Here is a 16,007-nt window from a genome sequence, read left to right on the forward strand (position 1 = left end):
CGAAGCCCAGGGACGGCCGTCCCTGGGCTTCGCCCGCCATCGTTACTTCCCGCCCAATTGCTGCAAGAGTTGATTCGCGGCTGCGTGCCCGCTGTCCAGTCGCAGGCACTCGCGCAGTTGAGCGGCCGCAGCCGCACGGTCGTTCAGCGCCACGTTAACTACCGCCGTCCGGTAGTGGGTGTCGGCCGGCGGCGCACCCGCGGCCGTTGCACGGCCGAGGTCCGCGAGCGCCTCCTTTGGCCGTTGCAACTTCAAGTTCACAGCGGCCCGCTCCCAGTGGGCGGACCACATCGAGACGTCCAGCGAAATCGCGGCATCCAGGTCGGCGAGGGCCGCGTCGGAGCGGTCGAGTTTCCCGTAGGCGAGCGCCCGGTTGAAGCGGCACCACGCGGCCTGCGGGGCGAGGGCGACGCACGCGGTAAACGCGGCCATGGCGTCGGCAGGACGGTCCGCCCGCAGCAGGGCAACGCCGTGATAATAGTTCGCCCACAACAGTTGCGGGTCGAGTTGCACGGCCGCGTCGAACTCGCGGACGGCCAGGTCGGTCCGGCCCGCCGCCAGGTGTGAGCGGCCGGCCCAGACGTGGTCCCAACTCGTGCGTGCGGTCGGTTGTTTCGCGGTCCGTGGGGGCATGTTCGGTTCGCCGGCGTACCGTGCCCGTTCGAGGTCGAGGACGGGCGTGGCCCCGAACAATCGTTCCATCTCGTCAAGGGCGGACCGCGATTCCGCCACGGCGGCCGCGTTTTGGTCCGGGGACGCCGCGCGAACCCGCACCGCCGTCGCGAGGATACCCAGTTCCAACAAGTCCGGGTTCTCGCGGCCGAACTCGGCGATCAGTTTCTCGCGCTGGTCCCAGAGCGTGCGGCACTCGCGGTCGATCTTGCGAAGTTGCTCCGGCAGCAGGTCATCGACGACGGCCAAGAACCGCAACTTTTCGACGAAGGCGTGCAGGTTCTCGCCCACGACGGCCCGGTCTGCGGCGTGGCGGGCTTCGCGAATTTCGGACCGTACCTTCGCCTGGAAGGGCAGCCCTTCGATCATCGCCTCGGCCCCGCGGAGGGCTTCCGCGGCCTCCGCATTCCGGTGCTGCGACAAATACCCGCGGCCGTCGGCCAGGGCGTGCGCGGCGCGATCGCTCAGCCGAACGGAGGAAATCACCACACCGCCCGCGCCGACGAGCAAAGCCGCGAGCGTGAAGGCCAGCGGCAACGCATACGGCCGTCGCCGCCGCCACTTTCCCCACGACTCGATCAGGCTGCGGTTTGTCACGCCCTTCAGCGGCAGGTCGGAGAGGTGCCGCCGCAGGTCGGCCGCGAGGTCGGCCGCGTGGGCGTAGCGGTTCGCCAAGGTGGGGGCGGTGCAGCGGTCGAGGACGTCTGACAGGCCGTGCGAGACGGGGCAGCGGGTGGCGCGCAGGAAGTCGCGGAGCATGACACCGAGCGAGTACACGTCCGCGGCCGGGCCGACCGGCGTTTGAATTGTGCCACTGGAGCGGACCGCCTCGACGGCGGCGCAGTGTTCGGGGGCCATGTACGCCCGCGTGCCACCGAGCCAGGTCGGGGCCGGAGAGCCGGCGGCCAGGGGTGGGTGGGCGAGGTGGAAGTCGAGCAACATCGGCACGCCGTCGGCCGCGATCAGCACGTTCGACGGCTTCAGGTCGAGGTGAAGAATTCCGCGGTCGTGGGCGTACTGCAAGGCGTCGGCGAGGCTCGCCCCGATCCAACAGACAGCGTCGGTCAGGCTGGCTTCCTGAAGGTAGCTCCAGGTCGGCCCGTGCTGATCCGGCGATGAGGGCAAGGCGTTCAACAGATCGCGGCCGGCTAGCGGTTCGGCCGAATCCTGGAGGTCCGATTGAATCTCGGCGAGCGTGAGGCCGCCGAAGTAGGGCAGGCACAACGCCCGCAACCGCTTGGCAGGGAAGTCCTCGGCCGAGTAGAGCGGGACGATGTTGGTGTGTTGCAACCGGGCGAGCGAGAGGTGTTCGTCGCCGGCGATGGGGCTAACCTTCAGCACCACCGGCCGGTCGGCCAGGGTCGATTGGCTCGCGAGGTAAACACGGCCGTGGGCACCGCGGCCCAACTCCGATTGCAGGAGGAAACCGCCGAGGGTCTCGCCGGATTGCGGGAACTGCGGCGGCGACAACCGCGGGCCGAGGATTTGCTGGCATTCCAGCAGCGCCTGCACCTGCGGTTGCCACTGCGGGAAGCGGGCTTCCAGTTCCCCGGCGGCGACCGGCCAGCCGCGCTCGTCGCGCAGGGTGAGTTCTTCCGCGAGCAGTTCCAAGGCGGCGTCGGGGTGCTGCCAGAGTTCGGGGCAGCGGTTCAGGTACTGTTCCGCGGGATGGGTCGTTCCGCCCTCCCAGTCGGCGACCATCGCGTCGGCCAACTGCTCGACGCGGGCGGAGAGGGAAGAAACGGCCGTCATTCGACCATCTCGGCGTCGGCCGTGAGGGGTTCTTGCTTCATCGCCAGTTCGCGGGCGAGGCGGCGGAGGATGCGGCGAACGCTCCCCTCGTGCAGGCCGGTTCGCGCGGCGATTTCATCGAGCAATAAGCCTTCCCGCCGCAGGTGGAGAATTTGCTGGTGTTCCGGCGGGCAGAGGGCGAGCATCCGCGTCCAGGTTTCGTCCGCCTGGGCGACCTCGCTCGCCCGGGCGAACCGTTGGGGGCCGGCGGCGTCCCACTCCTCGAACGCCTTCTCTTGAACGTCAGGGCCGGTGTCGTCCTTACGAACGCGGTTGTACAGCCGTCGCTTGGCGATGGTCGCCAGCAGGCCGCGGAGTTGCTCCTCCGTGCCGACGGGCCACCCCTCTTGGCCGAGGTGCTTCACGACCTGCACCCAGACCGATTGGACAACGTCGGCCGAGTCGAACTGCGAGCGCAGCCGGTCGGACAACTGCCGCCGGACGATCGCACGGAGGTACGGCGTGTACGCCCGGAACAGGGCTTCCGCCACCTCAAGCTCGCCTCGGTTCAGTTGACCGAGGACGTCATCCAATTGTTCGTCGGGCATTCTTGTCCTCCCAGCGGGCGAGGGCGGAATCGGTTCCGATCACGGCCCGGTCGAGTTGGCGGCGGCCGCGGTTCATCCGCACGGTGTAGGTCACGCCGCCGAGGACCAACACCGCCCCGGCCAACCACGTCGCCTGTTCCCACAGCGGCACGCCGCCGACCGTGTCCTCGCCCAGGCCTTCAATGCCGGCGAGGAGATCGGTCACGCCCGTCTCGATCCACTCCTCGGCCAGCGGCAGCACGCCGTGGAATGGCGTCCCGCCCGGCAGGACGGCCTCGATTGCGCGTTCGACCAGGCTTGGAACCGGGGCTTCTTCTGGCGGGGTCGGGACGGCCTTCGGCGAATCGGACTTGGCCCCGTCCACATCCGCGGGCGGCTGTTGTTCCATTCTCTCGGGAAGTTGACCCACGAACACCACGGGCCAGGTATTGTCAACCGTCGGGGCGACGGGCCGGTCGGCGGTCGGCCGGTTCGTTTGAGCCTCGGTCGGCGGCAGGACGGGCGGCACGTTCGGCACGATGGCAGACACCATCGTCGGTTCGCGGTCCGAGATGTTGGCCGCGACGGTCCGGCCGGTCGTCGGCACGGTGTTTCGAAGCCCGGCGGCCGTGACGGTTTCCGCGTGGAGGGCGGCCGGAGGGGGAGCGAACCTTTCGGCCGTGGCCGGTTCCTCGGGGTTGCCGCCGGCCGTGTCTTCGGCCACATGATTCGGGTTCCCCCACGGGAAGAACGTCACCGGGCGGAGTTGAACCGCGTCGGTCGATTCGTGGAGTCGGAGGTCCCGCGGGTCGATGCGATTGCCGAACGCGAAGCCCGAGACGACTGCGGACACTGGCATCGATTCACGGTCCGTGAGGCCAGCCGCAGCGGACAGGCCGATCGTCGGAGCTAGGATCCGATTCGCAAGAGGCGTGAGTGTTTCACGGAAGACGGCGGCCGGGGGGGCAGCAATTTTCTCAGCAGTGGCCAATTCCCCAAAGGAACTGCCGAACTTGTCTTCGGCCATCCCTCGCAACGGAATGTCGCGCACGTCAATGCGGTCGCCGGGCCCGAAGTTCTGTTCCGTGAGGGCTTCCGGAACCCGAAACTGCGTAGCCACCGTCGCGTCGGCGCGTGGCGCGGCGGGTTCCTCCCATCCACGGGACGGCATAAGCCGATCCTCGATGGGTTCGAGCGCGAGTGGGCGAGTGTGAGGGGTCTTCATAAGTACCTAAACGGGTGGGATCGATCTCCGCGACAGATCCATCGTCGCGGCCACCATGTTTCCATCTTAATCACCGCGGGCGGCAGGAAGCGGGCGCGAAACTTGCCACTGTTTGCCAAAATTCGGAGCGGTCGGGTATTTTCTCGGCGCGACCGCCCCGAATTCGAGAGTCGATTCGCCGCAAGTTAAATATCAGCCTGCTGATCCGTCACCGGGGGCGTTCATGAAAGTTCTGGTCATCGACATCGGCGGTTCGCACGTCAAATTCCTGGCTACGGGCGTGGAGGAGTCGCGGTCGTTCGATTCTGGGCCGGAACTGACACCCGAGGACATGGTCAAGCGGGTCCGCGAGCACACGGCCGACTGGGAATACACCGTTGTCTCGCTCGGCTACCCCGGCGTGGTCGGTCCGGAAGGACCAGAGGCAGAGCCAGGTAACCTCGGCGACGGCTGGGTCGGCTTCGACTACGAGAAGGCGTTCGGCAAACCCGTCCGCGTGGTCAACGACGCCGTGCTGCAAGCACTCGGCGGCTACCAGGAAGGGCGGATGCTCTTTCTGGGGTTGGGCACGGGCCTCGGTTCGGCGCTGGTGACGGAGCGAGTGGTCATCCCGCTGGAACTCGGCAGCCTGCCCTACGCCCGCGGCGAGTCGTTAGCGGACCGACTCGGAAAGGCCGGGTTGCAACAGCATGGCGAGGACAACTGGCGGGCCTCCCTGACCGCGGTGACGGGCGAGTTGATGAAGGCGTTCCAGGTCGATGAAATTCTGCTCGGCGGTGGCAACGCGGAACTGATCGACCCGCCGCCGGAGGGCTGTCGCCGCGGCGGCAACCAGGACGCCATGACCGGGGGCTTCCGCCTCTGGGACGAGTGGATTGAGGGCCACGACTACGCCCCGTCGGGTGCGTGGCGGGTCGTTCGCTGAAATCTCATTCCGTGGGGTGAACTCCGATGCGCTACCTGGCTCTGGCGACCGACTACGACGGCACCGTCGCCCACGACGGCATTCTGGACGAGAAGACACTGACCGCCCTCGACCGGTTCCGGGCGTCCGGGCGGAAGCTCATTATGGTCACGGGGCGGGAACTGGACGACCTGTTCGCGACGTGCCCGCACATCGACCGTTTCGACCGCATCGTGGCCGAGAACGGGGCACTCGTCTACGACCCGGCGACGAAGAACGTCCGCTTGCTGACAGAACCGCCACCGGCGAAGTTCATCGACCGACTCAAGAAAGAGGGCGTGCCACTGTCGGTCGGCCGGTCGATCGTGGCGACCGTCGAACCGCACGAACACGCAGTCCTCGCGGCCATCCGCGACCTGGGGTTGGAGTGGCACGTCATCTTCAACAAGGGGTCGGTGATGGCGTTGCCGTCCGGCGTGACAAAGGCGACGGGGCTTGTGCCGACGCTGGCCGATCTGGCGATTCCACTAGAGCAAGTGGTCGGCGTCGGCGACGCCGAGAACGATCACGCCTTCCTCACCCTGTGCGGCTGTGCAGTCGCCGTGGCGAACGCGCTGCCGGCGGTGAAGGAGCGGGCCGACCTCGTCACCGCCGGTGCCCGTGGCTTCGGCGTCACTGAATTGATCGACCGCATCTTGGCCGACGACTTAGTAGGGTTGGGTCGGGCACCTGGATAAGTCGTTTTGGAACCCAGAGCGGAAGCGACGGGGTGGAGGGATTGCCACCCCGTCGCTTCCGCTCTGGGTTCCAAAAACATCACGGCCTACTTCGCGTCCGGCTTCTGCCCTTCTGGTTCCGGCGGTTGCTTGCCGTACTTGGCGACGTACTCGGCGGCGAACTTCTCCTGCAACTTCGGGTCGCAGATGAAGCACTGACTCTTCGCCCGGTTGTGGTCCTTGCACCAGTCGCCCTTGTCCTGGAACGCCTTCGCGGCCTTGGCACTGCACATGCTGCAATCGGCCTCCTTCACGCCGTGCTCGTCGCACCACCAGGTATCGTGCTTGCCGCCGCCCTCCTTCGGCTCGGCCTTCTCCTTGCTCGCGACCTTCTTTTCGGCCGCCGGTTCAGTTTTCTTCTCGCACCCCACCAACAGGCTCAAGCCCACGAACAGGGCCAGACTCATTCCGTACTTCATGTTGAACTCCTGACGAAGAATGCCCCCTACGGGGCGGGAATCGGAACACCACGAACAACACACGCAGCACGAGCAGCGACATCACCATCGCCGACAACACGCCGCCGATCACCACCGTGGCCAGCGGCCGTTGGACTTCGGCCCCGACGCCGGTCGAGAAGGCCATCGGCACGAAGCCGAGGCACGCGACGAGCGTCGTCATCAACACCGGCCGCAACCGCGTGAGGGCGGCTTCCTCCACGGCCTGTTCCAGGTTCCGGCCGCGGGTCAGGAGTTGCCGGACGTAGCTGACGAGGATCATGTCGTCCAGCACGGCCACGCCGGAGAGGGCGATGAAACCGACGCCGGCCGAGATCGAGAACGGCATGTCTCGCAGCCACAGGGCGAAGATGCCGCCGACCCACGCGAACGGCACGCCCGTGAACACCCGGAGTGTGTCCAGGACGTTGCCGTAGGTCGCGTAGAGCAGCACGAAGATCAGCACGAGCGCCACCGGCACGACGATCATCAGCCGGGTGCGGCCGCGTTCGAGCTGCTCGAACTGACCGCCGTAGGCGACGTGATACCGGCCCGGCGGCAGCGTCACCCCGGCCTTCACCTTCTCGCGCACGTCGGCGACGAACCGACCCAGGTCACGACCGCGGACGTTGGCCGTGATGACGATTCGCCGTTGGCCCCACTCGCGGGTGATCGTGGACGCGCCTTCCACGATCTTGATGTCCGCGACACGGGAGAGCGGCACGCGCTCGCCAGTCGCCGTGGGAAGTTGAATCGAGCCGACCGCCTCCGGACTGCCGCGCCACTGGTCGGGCAGGCGGACCACGAGGGGGAAGCGGTACTGCCCGTCCACGACTTCACCAAGCGGCTTCGAGCCGATGCTCTCGATCAGGTCGAGGACCGCGCGGGCCGGGATGCCGTAGCGGGCGATCTGGTCCTGCTTCACCTTCACCTGCAAGATCGGCTGGCCCGTCACCTGCTCCACCGCCACGTCGGCCGCGCCGGGGATGGTCTTCAGCACGCGCTCGATCTCCTCGCCCTTCTTCTTCAGCACGGCCAGGTCGTCGCCGTAGAGTTTCACGGCCAGGTCGGACCGTGTGCCGGCGAGCATCTCGTTGATGCGCATTTCGATCGGCTGCGAGAACGCGAACTTCAGGCCGGGGATGGTCCGCAGTTCTTTCTCGATCAGGACCGTCAGTTCGTCCTGCGTGCGGGCCTTCGTCCACTGCCCCCGCGGCTTCAAACTCAGGAAGATGTCGGTGAGTTCTACGCCCATCGGGTCCGTGGCGACTTCCGCGGTGCCGGCCCGGCTCCAGACGTGGTTGATTTCGTCGGGGAAGGCGGCAAGCAGAGCCTTCTCGACCCGCGTGTTCGTCTGCACCGATTCATCCAGGCTTGTGCCCGCCAGCCGCACGGTGCCGAGCGCGATGGCCCCTTCGGACAGCTTCGGCACGAACTCCGAGCCGAGGTTCGGCGCGACGAGGCCGAACGCGACGGCGATCACGCCGCCGCCGAACAGCAGAACCGCCGCCTTGTGATGCATCGTCCATTTCAAGATCGGCGTGTACACCGCCTTCACCAGTCGCAACAGCAGTGGCTCGCGCTCCGTGATCTTCCGCGGCAACAGCAGGCTGGCGAGGGCCGGCATCAGTGCCAGCGAAATCAGCATCGACCCGGCCAGCGCGAAGATCACCGTCAGGGCCATCGGGCGGAACAGCTTCCCTTCGATGCCTTCGAGGGTGAGGATCGGCAGGTAGACGATGAGGATGATGAGTTCGCCGAACAGGGTCGGCTTGCGAACCTCGATCGCGGCTTCCCGGATCACGTCCTCCCGACTCTTGCCCTCTGGGTTGTGAGCAAGGTGGCGGACGCAATTCTCGATCATCACGACCGACGAATCGACGACCATGCCGAAGTCGAGCGCGCCGAGGCTGAGCAGACTGGCGGCGATGCCGAACCGCCACATGCCGGCGAACGCGAACAGCATCGACAGCGGGATGGCCAGCGCGACGATGAACGCCGCCCGCAGTTGGCCGAGGAACAGGAACAGCACCGCGACGACGAGCAGGCCGCCCTCGAAGAGATTCGTCCGCACCGTGTCGATGACGTGGTTCACCAACTCCGTGCGGTCGTAGACGGGCTGCACCTGCACGTTGCCGGGGAGCGTGCCCTTCACCGCGTCGAGTTGCTTCTTGAGGTTCCACGTCACCTCGTGGCTGTTCTCGCCCATCGTCATGAAGCCGAGGCCGAGGACGACTTCGCCCTTGCCGTCGGCGGTGACGGCCCCGCGGCGGACCTCGTGGCCGATCTGCACGTCGGCCACGTCGCCGAGCAGCACCGGCACGCCGACCTTCGCCTGAAGTTGGATGTGCCGGATTTGTTCCAGGGTCGTCGTCCGACCGAGGCCTTGCACGAGCAGCGTGTTCGCCCCGCGGTCGATCACGCCGCCGCCGACGTTCTGATTGTTCTCACGGACGGCCGCCGTCACCTGATCGAAGGTGAGGCCGTACTTCGCGAGCTTGGCCGGGTCGATGCGCACCTGATACTGCCGTTCGAACCCGCCCCACGAGTTGACCTCGGCCACCCCCGGCACACGGCGGAGTTGCGGCCGCACGATCCAGTCGTGCACGGTGCGGAGTTGTGTGACGTCGTCCCCCTTGCCGGTGACGACGTAGTGGAAGACCTCGCCCAGTCCCGTCGAAACCGGCCCCATTTTCGGCCGTTCCAGCCCTTGCGGGAGTTGCACGTTCGACAGTCGCTCGTTCACGAGTTGGCGGGCAAAGTAAATGTCGGTGCCGTCCGCGAAGATGAGCACAACCTGCGACAGCCCGAACTTCGAAATCGACCGCAGTTGCTCAATTTTCGGCAGGCCACTGAGGGCTTGTTCCACGGGGAAAGTGATCTGTTGTTCGACCTCTTCCGGCCCGAGCGACGGGGCGACGGTGTTGATCTGCACCTGCACCGGCGTGGTGTCCGGGAAGGCGTCGATGTCGAGTTGCCGCATGGCCAACCCGCCGCCGGCCACGGCCGCGAGTGCGGCGAGAATGACCACCCAGCGGTACGTCAGGGAGAACCCGATGATCGCGTTGAGCATGTCGGCCCTTTTGGGATGAAGGGGTGAATAGGTGACACGGTGAACGGGTGACAAAGGCAGAAGACGGTTTTCTCACCCCTTCGCCAAATCACCTCTTCACCCCTTCACTTCTTGCTGTGGCACGCGCAGCCTTCGCCGAGGCTGCCGCGGAGGAGTTCGGTTAGCAGCAGGCCGCTGCCCTTCGTCACGATCACCTCGCCGGGCAGCAGGCCGACGACTTCCGTTTGCGTGTCGGTCTTCGCGGCGGTGCGGACCTTGCGGACGTGGAACACCTTCGGCGAATCCTCCTTCAGGTAGTTCTTGTCGCGCACGAAGACGATCTGGCAGCACCCTTCGGAATGCACCGCCTCCGTCGGCACCGACACCACCTCCGGTTCCTCCCGCAAGATCACGCGGCCGGAGCCGAAGGTGTTCGACCGCTGTTGCCCGTCCGGGTCGGCGAGGTTGGCTCGGACCTTCACGGTGCGGGTCTTCGGATCGGCCTGCGTGCTGATCCAGGTGAGCGTGCCGGTGAGTTCGTCCGGGCCGCCGTCGGGCTTGAACCGCACCGTCTGGCCCGCCTTGATGCGGCGGGCGTCCTCGGCCTTCACGTCGAAGGTCAGCCAGAGGAACCGCGTGTCGACGACTTCGAAGAGGATGCGCGACAGGTCCACGACTTCGCCCGTCACCACGTCGCCGGAAACGATCACGCCGTCCATCGGCGCGACGAGCGGGAGCAGGTTCGACGTGGTCGTGGCGGCGTCGAGCGAACTCGTCACGTCCGCCGGGAGTGCCAGGAACTGCAACTTCGCCTTCAGTTGTTCGAGCGTGACGCTTTTCAACTCGGCCGCGGGGAGCGGCAACCCGAGATTGACGAGACCCTGTCGGGCGGCCTCCATCCGAATCTCCGTCTCCTGCACGGCAGCCTCCGCCTCGCGGATGCGCGTCTCGGGCACGGCCCCGCCGGACCCGCGGACGTTGACGAGCGTCTGCGATTTCAGTTGCAGTAGGCCGAACGCTTGGAGGAGTTCCGCCTTCGCCTTGCCGGCTTCGTTCGCGTCCACGAGCGCGAGCACGTCGCCGCGGCTGACGCGGTCGCCGAGTCGCTTGAATACCCGCGTCACGCTACCGGGCGACCGGCTCGATAGGTGGGCCACGCGGGTCTGGTCGTAACCGATCTCGCCGGGGGCGGTGACGAACTCGACGGCGGGGGCGGTCGAAACCGGCTCGACGGCGATGCCGGCCTTGTCCGCCGCGGCCTCGTCGGTGAACTGAATCCGCCGCTGGTGCGACTTGCAGATCGGGTTGTTCTCGGGCCGCGGCGCGAAGTCGATCGCCCGCTTCGCCCGGTCCAACTCGGCGGGCGTCACGGCGGGCATCGCCTTCAACTGCGCGAGCTTCGGGTTGCACAGCACGCACTCGGGCACGCCGTGGACCTTGCACCACCCGCGGGCCTTCGGCCGCGGGAGTAGTTCCTCGCTGCACTCGACGCAGGCCGATTCGGGAACGCCGTGCTCATTGCACCAGTCGTCGGCTTCCGCGGGCGGGGCGTTCAACGCCGAGAATTTCGGCAACGCCCAGCCGGTGTGGTGGCCCCACCACCCGACGGCCGCGAGGCCGCACAAGATGACCAGCGTTGGCACGGCGTGCAGGGCCGCACCGGCGAGGGAGCGCGACGGACGCGCGGGAGGTTCGTTCATGGGAAGCCCAAGTGCAGGAAGCGATCGCGGTGGAATGCGGAGAAGCCCAGTCGGGACGTGCCGAGACTAGATGACGAGCGCGCAGTGCGAGACGTAGAGCGGCGGAGACGGAACGTGGCAGTCGGATGGAACGAGACGGGGACGAACAACCTTCAAGACATCAAGGGTCGCGAAGACCAACGATTCGGGCGTCAGCCCCGGATCGATCAAAGACGATTGCACTGACAGCGACGGCTGATACGCATCGACTTGGGCCGAGGCGGGGCAATCCGGTTGGTGGTCGTCGTGCGAGTCTGGCAATTGCGATTCGCCGACGGGGTGCGGTTCGTCCGCGTGGCAAACGCAGAAGCCGGCCGGTACGAGCAACGGCCCGCACGCCACCAGCAACAGCACTCGCACAAGCAACAACAAACGCCGACTCCGAGAAGGTTGACACCAGAACTTTACCCGCAGACCGGCCGGCCGTCAATTCGCACGCCGTATAACCGCGTGCAGGTGGCGGTCGCTCGGCTGGACAAAGTGCCCCCGAAACGGCACACTCGGCCCTTCCCCATTCGGAGGTTCGCCCGTGGACATCGTCCTTTACGTGCTGATCGGCCTCGCGGCCGTCGTCGCACTCTTCTTGCTCGCGGCTGCGTTCCGGTCGGCCGATTTCGTGATCGCGCGGTCGGCGACGGTGGCCGCCCCGCCGGCGGCGATCTTCCCGCACGTCAACGACTTCCACAAGTGGGCCGCGTGGTCGCCGTTCGAGAAACTCGACCCGAACATGGTGAAGACGTTCGACGGCCCGCCGGCCGGCATTGGGGCGGGCTACCACTGGAGCGGCAACGCGAAGGCCGGCGAGGGCCGCATGACCATCACCGACAGTCGGCCGAGCGACCGCGTTCAGATGACGCTCGACTTCGTGCGACCGTTCCGCGCCACGAACGCCGTGGAGTTCACGTTCGTACCGGAGGGCGGTCAGACCCGCGTGACCTGGAGCATGTCCGGCCGGAACGGCTTCGTCCCGCGGGCGTTCGGCCTGATCGTGAACATCGACAAACTCGTCGGCCGCGACTTCGAGAAGGGACTGGCCCAGTTGAAAGCGATCGCCGAAGCGAAGGGCTGAGCGGTGCGGAGACGACCGGGGGAACTCACGGCTTCCCCGGTTGCCGCGACGAGTAGCAGTCGAGGAGGCCGTAGACCACGCACCCGGCGACGATGACGGTCATGACGAGGCCGGCGTTGTGAATGTAGCCGGTCTTGAAGATGACGGTCGCTGTGAAGGCCGAGATGAACACGAGGACGACGGCCGCGAATTGCAGCACGCGGCCCCACCGGGGGAGGTTCCGGCCGAGAAGCCAAATTTGCACCAGGTCGAGCGCCCACAAGGCCGAGACGATCAAGTTGCTGGTCGCCGTGAGCGATCCCTGCTTGGCGTAAACGTCGTTGAGGGAAAAGTGGAACGCCCGCAGACCGTAGTAGAGGTGGACGAAGTAGGCCAACCCCGCGAACGTCCAGAACCACCGCCACCGCCGCCACTGGGCGTCCGTCCGCCGGCCGAGGGCGTAGCGGCAGAACGCCGGCGTGACGAGCAACATCACCAGCCAAATCGTGAAGCGGGCACGGTACAGGTTGAGGTTCTGCTCGGTCAGCGAGACCGCCACTGCCGCGGCCAGCCCGAGACCGAACAGGGCGAACGCAATGGCGAACGGCCACCGAGTCGGCGGGGCTTGAGGAGGGATCGCAACTGTAGCCGTTGGGGCGTTCATGGTGGCGGGTCCAGTCGGGGCAAGTTCGGCGTACACGCGGTCAGAACGTCTTCAGGTACTCCAACAAGTCTTCGAGTTGGGCCTTGTCCCACCCCTTGCCCTGGAACGCCCACGGGTAGTCGTGGCCCGCGTTCGAGTTGCCGGGCAACGACGTGTCGAAGCGGTAATACTGACCCGCGTCCGGCTTCTCCGGGCAGTCGAGGCCCACGTCGGCGGTGTCGTACCGGTTCTTCCCGCGGTAGAAGACCTTCGGCCGCTCCTTCAGGTTGATGAGCTGCGCCAGCGTCGGCACGCTCGCGTTGTGCAGGAATGGCGCGCGAGCGAAAACTCCGTCGATCGGGCCGTTCACGTAGGCCCCGGTGAAGCGGATGTGGTCCCGCTGGAACTCCAACTGGTGGACGAGCGGGTAGCCGCCGAACTCCGTGTACGGGTGGCCGACCTCGGTCTTGTACGTGAACCGCCGGTACAGTTGGAACGGCGCGATGTCGCCGTAACGGAACGTGATCCGGGCGGTGTCCGTGCCTAACAGTTCTGACGGGACAAGGCGGCCGTGCCAGGGGCCGGGGTTTTTTGGGTCGAGGGGGCGGCCATCGTCGCCGAAGTCCTGCGGGTTGTAAGCCCAGTAAGGGGCGGGTGCGGCCGGCCGCGGGACGACCGGCCCGCCGTGGCAGGTCGCGCAGTGCTGGTCGTACACTTTCTTGCCGCGCTCGGCACGGGCGGCGTCCGGTGTCACGCCGAAGTATTCCGCGAAGGTCTTGCGGCACCGGGCGGTGCGGGTGTACTCGGCGGCCTGCTTGATGTTGTGGGCGAGTTCCGGTTGGTCCAGGCTGTCCGGCGTCGCTCCGGCCGTCATCGCCGCGAGTGCACTGCGGGCGACGTGGTCCTTGATCGTGCCGTCGAACTGCGACCAGACCCACTGTTCCTGGTTGAACACGGCCGGAATCTTCGAGTAGCCGCGGTTCAGGTTTACCGGCAGGTCCAGCACCGAGTTGAGCAGCGTCTTGAACGGCTGCGTCCGGCCGGGGCCGACCGTGTTGTACGGCGGCAGGCGGCCGTCATCGCCGGCCACCCCGTTCGCGATCTGGTACGGCTTCTCGTGGCCCCAGAACGGGTAGTCGTACTTCGGGATCGTCTTCAGGGCTTGCGCCTGCACCGCCGCCAGCCACCGGCCGATGAACAGGCGGTCCAGGACGTTGAGCTTGACACTCTTCTTGTTCAACTCTGCCTCGATCCGGTCCATGTTCAGGACGTTCTGCAACTCGCTCTCTTCCAGGTCCGGCGTGTCGTGGTTGTAAGGCCGACCCGATGGCGGGTTGGCCAGTTTCTTCCGCCCGGCCTCGTTCGGCTCTTTGAAAAGGATGGCCGCACGGAACGACTCGAAGAACGGGATCAGGTCGAGGTCGGCGTTGCCGGCCGCGAAGATCACCTCGCGCGGGGCGTCGTCGCCCTTCGCGCGGAACTGCACCGAATGGCACGCGGCACAACTCAGGCCGACGAACGGCACCGGCGACGGGCTGGCCGACGACGGCTGGTAGTTCGTCACGCAGAAACCGACCGGCAGGCCGTGGTTGGCGGCCGCGTCGGCCGAGTCGGTGCGGCGGATGAAGCCGAAGTGGTCGATCCAGTCTTCGCCCGCCTTCGGCTGGAAGTACTGCGGGAAGATGTCTGGCAGCACTTGCAGCACGGCCAGCGGCGCGAACTCCGTGCCGATGGTGCGGTGCCGAAACACCTCGGCTGCGTCCGGTTCCAGCGTCGGCGTGACCCAGGCGTGTTCCAGCACCACGATGGCCCCGGCGGCGAGTACCCCGATGGCACCCGCCAGGATCAGGAGCGCCTGGAGGATCGCCTCCATGTTCCGCTTGAACCAGAGGAACCACCTCATGCCTGACCCTCCGGGACGGACGGCCCGACGATTTGCGACACCTTGATGACGTGTATCCGGCTCGTGTCTACGTCGAACAGCGACCGGAGCAGTTTCGTGTACTCCTTCCCCTGGAGGCGGTCGGAGAGCACCCAGATCGTGCGGCGAACCAACTTCAGCTTCGCGACAACGCCGGGGACGCGAGCTTCGATTCGCTCCACGACCTTCCGCCCCCGCTCTTCCACGGTCCCTTCGGCCGTCGCGTCGAATCCGAACAGGTCGTCCACGTCGTCGATGATGAGCAGCGGCGAGCGGTCCCACGGCCACAGAATGCGGCCGTCGAAGAATTCCTGCTGCTCCTCGTTGGTCACGTCGCCGCCGCGCTCGACTTTGAGCCGCATGTGGGCGCGGGCGTCGAGGGCCTTCTTTTGTTCGAACTCCAGAATCTTCGACAGCGTGGTGTACCGACCGACGCCCATCTGGAAGGCGTGTTCGGTTCCGACGGCCGTCGCCAGGCTGCTTTTACCCACGCCCGCCGCCCCGAAGATGATGATGTGCTCGGCCGGGCCGTTGAAGTCGGCCGGGAGGGGAGTGCTGAACTCCGTGAGGTACTGAACCGCGGACTCTTCGGTACCGCGCAACTCGGGGTTGGGGACGACTTCGATCTTCTTCGGGAAGTTGGCGAAGCGGTACAGGTACGGCAGGCCGGCTTGCTGGAACGTGATCTTCCGCCGCACCCACCAGTAGCCGACGCCCAGCGTCATCACGAAGACCGCGCCGGCGGCCTCAACGCCCCAGAGCGGGTCGTAGAGGGCCATCGTCGCGGTGATGATCCCGGTGGCGAAGTAGATGAGCGCGGTGATGACGTTCCACCAGATTTCGTGGCCGTTGAACGGGAACTGGGCCACGCCGGGAATCGGCTGGTCGGCCGCGTTCAGGTGGGCCGCCCGGTAGTTCGCGTACTCCCGCTTGTAATCGAGGACTTCCTTCACGATCCACATGAGCATGTTCGCGCCGCCGCACGCCGCGAACGCCCACCCCGGCACGTTCGGGTCGCCGAAGTACCACCGGGCGATCCACGAAAAGAGGTAGGTGATCGTGAACCCGAGGCTGAAGTGCCCGAACTGGTCGGCCGTCCAGACGTAGCTGACCGTCGGCGTTTCCTGCACGTCCTTGCCGAACCAGTCCTTGTATAACTGGCGTGCGACCGTGAGCGGTCCCGGCAGTCGCGGTGGCTCCGGTCGCGTCGGCGGCGGGGCGAGGGGCGAAGGCGGGATCGAAGACATGACAAGACTCGCGGTGATGGGGACG

General features: G+C 66.6%; 13 protein-coding genes. 3 read left to right on the plus strand and 10 right to left on the minus strand.

Annotated elements, in window-relative coordinates:
• Positions 1-42 precede the first annotated feature (42 nt).
• The 3 genes from PX52LOC_RS36305 to PX52LOC_RS36315 are packed head-to-tail and all read right to left on the minus strand — an operon-like array spanning position 43 to position 3,849.
• A complete protein-coding gene (locus tag PX52LOC_RS36305; protein WP_149114672.1) occupies positions 43-2,424 on the minus strand; it encodes a protein kinase domain-containing protein in 2,382 nt (793 codons plus the stop codon).
• Positions 2,421-3,011, minus strand: coding sequence for an RNA polymerase sigma factor (locus PX52LOC_RS36310; RefSeq protein WP_149114673.1), 591 nt, complete (start codon positions 3,009-3,011; stop codon positions 2,421-2,423). The genes PX52LOC_RS36305 and PX52LOC_RS36310 overlap by 4 nt, the downstream gene beginning before the upstream one ends.
• Positions 2,989-3,849 carry a hypothetical protein gene (locus PX52LOC_RS36315; protein WP_149114674.1) on the minus strand — a complete coding sequence of 287 codons (861 nt, stop codon included), beginning with the start codon at positions 3,847-3,849 and terminating at the stop codon, positions 2,989-2,991. Before PX52LOC_RS36315 ends, PX52LOC_RS36310 begins: the two co-directional genes overlap by 23 nt.
• A gap of 589 nt (positions 3,850-4,438) precedes the next feature.
• Between PX52LOC_RS36315 and PX52LOC_RS36320 the strand changes: the two genes are divergently transcribed.
• Positions 4,439-5,140, plus strand: coding sequence for an ROK family protein (locus PX52LOC_RS36320; RefSeq protein WP_149114675.1), 702 nt, complete (start codon positions 4,439-4,441; stop codon positions 5,138-5,140).
• Positions 5,141-5,166: 26 nt separating this feature from the next.
• Entirely contained in the window at positions 5,167-5,856 is a 690-nt protein-coding gene (locus PX52LOC_RS36325; RefSeq protein ID WP_149114676.1) for an HAD family hydrolase, read from the plus strand.
• 86 nt (positions 5,857-5,942) lie between these two features.
• On the opposite strand, the gene PX52LOC_RS36330 is transcribed toward PX52LOC_RS36325, so the two are convergent.
• The 4 genes from PX52LOC_RS36330 to PX52LOC_RS36345 form a co-directional block, all read right to left on the minus strand.
• Positions 5,943-6,314 carry an RND transporter gene (locus PX52LOC_RS36330; protein ID WP_149114677.1) on the minus strand — a complete coding sequence of 124 codons (372 nt, stop codon included), beginning with the start codon at positions 6,312-6,314 and terminating at the stop codon, positions 5,943-5,945.
• Entirely contained in the window at positions 6,244-9,405 is a 3,162-nt protein-coding gene (locus PX52LOC_RS36335) for an efflux RND transporter permease subunit (protein ID WP_149114678.1), read from the minus strand. Before PX52LOC_RS36335 ends, PX52LOC_RS36330 begins: the two co-directional genes overlap by 71 nt.
• A 104-nt stretch (positions 9,406-9,509) precedes the next feature.
• Positions 9,510-11,084 carry an efflux RND transporter periplasmic adaptor subunit gene (locus PX52LOC_RS36340; protein ID WP_149114679.1) on the minus strand — a complete coding sequence of 525 codons (1,575 nt, stop codon included), beginning with the start codon at positions 11,082-11,084 and terminating at the stop codon, positions 9,510-9,512.
• 66 nt (positions 11,085-11,150) lie between these two features.
• A complete protein-coding gene (locus tag PX52LOC_RS36345) occupies positions 11,151-11,495 on the minus strand; it encodes a hypothetical protein (protein ID WP_149114680.1) in 345 nt (114 codons plus the stop codon).
• Between the two features lie 157 nt (positions 11,496-11,652).
• Here PX52LOC_RS36345 and PX52LOC_RS36350 point away from each other — a divergent pair, with 157 nt between their 5' ends.
• A complete protein-coding gene (locus PX52LOC_RS36350; protein WP_246173572.1) occupies positions 11,653-12,192 on the plus strand; it encodes an SRPBCC family protein in 540 nt (179 codons plus the stop codon).
• Positions 12,193-12,217: 25 nt separating this feature from the next.
• Here PX52LOC_RS36350 and PX52LOC_RS36355 read toward each other — a convergent pair whose 3' ends face one another.
• Genes PX52LOC_RS36355 through PX52LOC_RS36365 form a run of 3 tightly spaced genes read right to left on the minus strand, consistent with a single transcriptional unit; the run spans position 12,218 to position 15,982 of the window.
• Positions 12,218-12,835, minus strand: a complete 618-nt coding sequence (locus PX52LOC_RS36355; protein WP_149114681.1) for a hypothetical protein — start codon at positions 12,833-12,835, stop codon at positions 12,218-12,220.
• Between the two features lie 40 nt (positions 12,836-12,875).
• Complete coding sequence (locus tag PX52LOC_RS36360) at positions 12,876-14,717, minus strand: c-type cytochrome (protein ID WP_149114682.1); 1,842 nt, start codon at positions 14,715-14,717, stop codon at positions 12,876-12,878.
• The gene (locus PX52LOC_RS36365) at positions 14,714-15,982 is read right to left on the minus strand and encodes an ATP-binding protein (protein ID WP_149114683.1); all 1,269 of its coding nucleotides are present in this window, start codon (positions 15,980-15,982) and stop codon (positions 14,714-14,716) included. Before PX52LOC_RS36365 ends, PX52LOC_RS36360 begins: the two co-directional genes overlap by 4 nt.
• Positions 15,983-16,007: the final 25 nt, after the last annotated feature.

This window comes from Limnoglobus roseus (assembly GCF_008254045.1).
GTDB classification, from domain to species: domain Bacteria; phylum Planctomycetota; class Planctomycetia; order Gemmatales; family Gemmataceae; genus Limnoglobus; species Limnoglobus roseus.

Excerpts from the sequence above, each read along its gene's own strand:
- PX52LOC_RS36305 (WP_149114672.1), bottom strand. The coding sequence starts at position 2,424 with ATGACGGCCGTTTCTTCCCTCTCCGCCCGCGTCGAGCAGTTGGCCGAC.
- PX52LOC_RS36310 (WP_149114673.1), bottom strand. The coding sequence starts at position 3,011 with ATGCCCGACGAACAATTGGATGACGTCCTCGGTCAACTGAACCGAGGC.
- PX52LOC_RS36315 (WP_149114674.1), bottom strand. The coding sequence starts at position 3,849 with ATGCCAGTGTCCGCAGTCGTCTCGGGCTTCGCGTTCGGCAATCGCATC.
- PX52LOC_RS36320 (WP_149114675.1), top strand. The coding sequence starts at position 4,439 with ATGAAAGTTCTGGTCATCGACATCGGCGGTTCGCACGTCAAATTCCTG.
- PX52LOC_RS36325 (WP_149114676.1), top strand. The coding sequence starts at position 5,167 with ATGCGCTACCTGGCTCTGGCGACCGACTACGACGGCACCGTCGCCCAC.
- PX52LOC_RS36330 (WP_149114677.1), bottom strand. The coding sequence starts at position 6,314 with ATGAAGTACGGAATGAGTCTGGCCCTGTTCGTGGGCTTGAGCCTGTTG.
- PX52LOC_RS36335 (WP_149114678.1), bottom strand. The coding sequence starts at position 9,405 with ATGCTCAACGCGATCATCGGGTTCTCCCTGACGTACCGCTGGGTGGTC.
- PX52LOC_RS36340 (WP_149114679.1), bottom strand. The coding sequence starts at position 11,084 with ATGAACGAACCTCCCGCGCGTCCGTCGCGCTCCCTCGCCGGTGCGGCC.
- PX52LOC_RS36355 (WP_149114681.1), bottom strand. The coding sequence starts at position 12,835 with ATGAACGCCCCAACGGCTACAGTTGCGATCCCTCCTCAAGCCCCGCCG.
- PX52LOC_RS36360 (WP_149114682.1), bottom strand. The coding sequence starts at position 14,717 with ATGAGGTGGTTCCTCTGGTTCAAGCGGAACATGGAGGCGATCCTCCAG.
- PX52LOC_RS36365 (WP_149114683.1), bottom strand. The coding sequence starts at position 15,982 with ATGTCTTCGATCCCGCCTTCGCCCCTCGCCCCGCCGCCGACGCGACCG.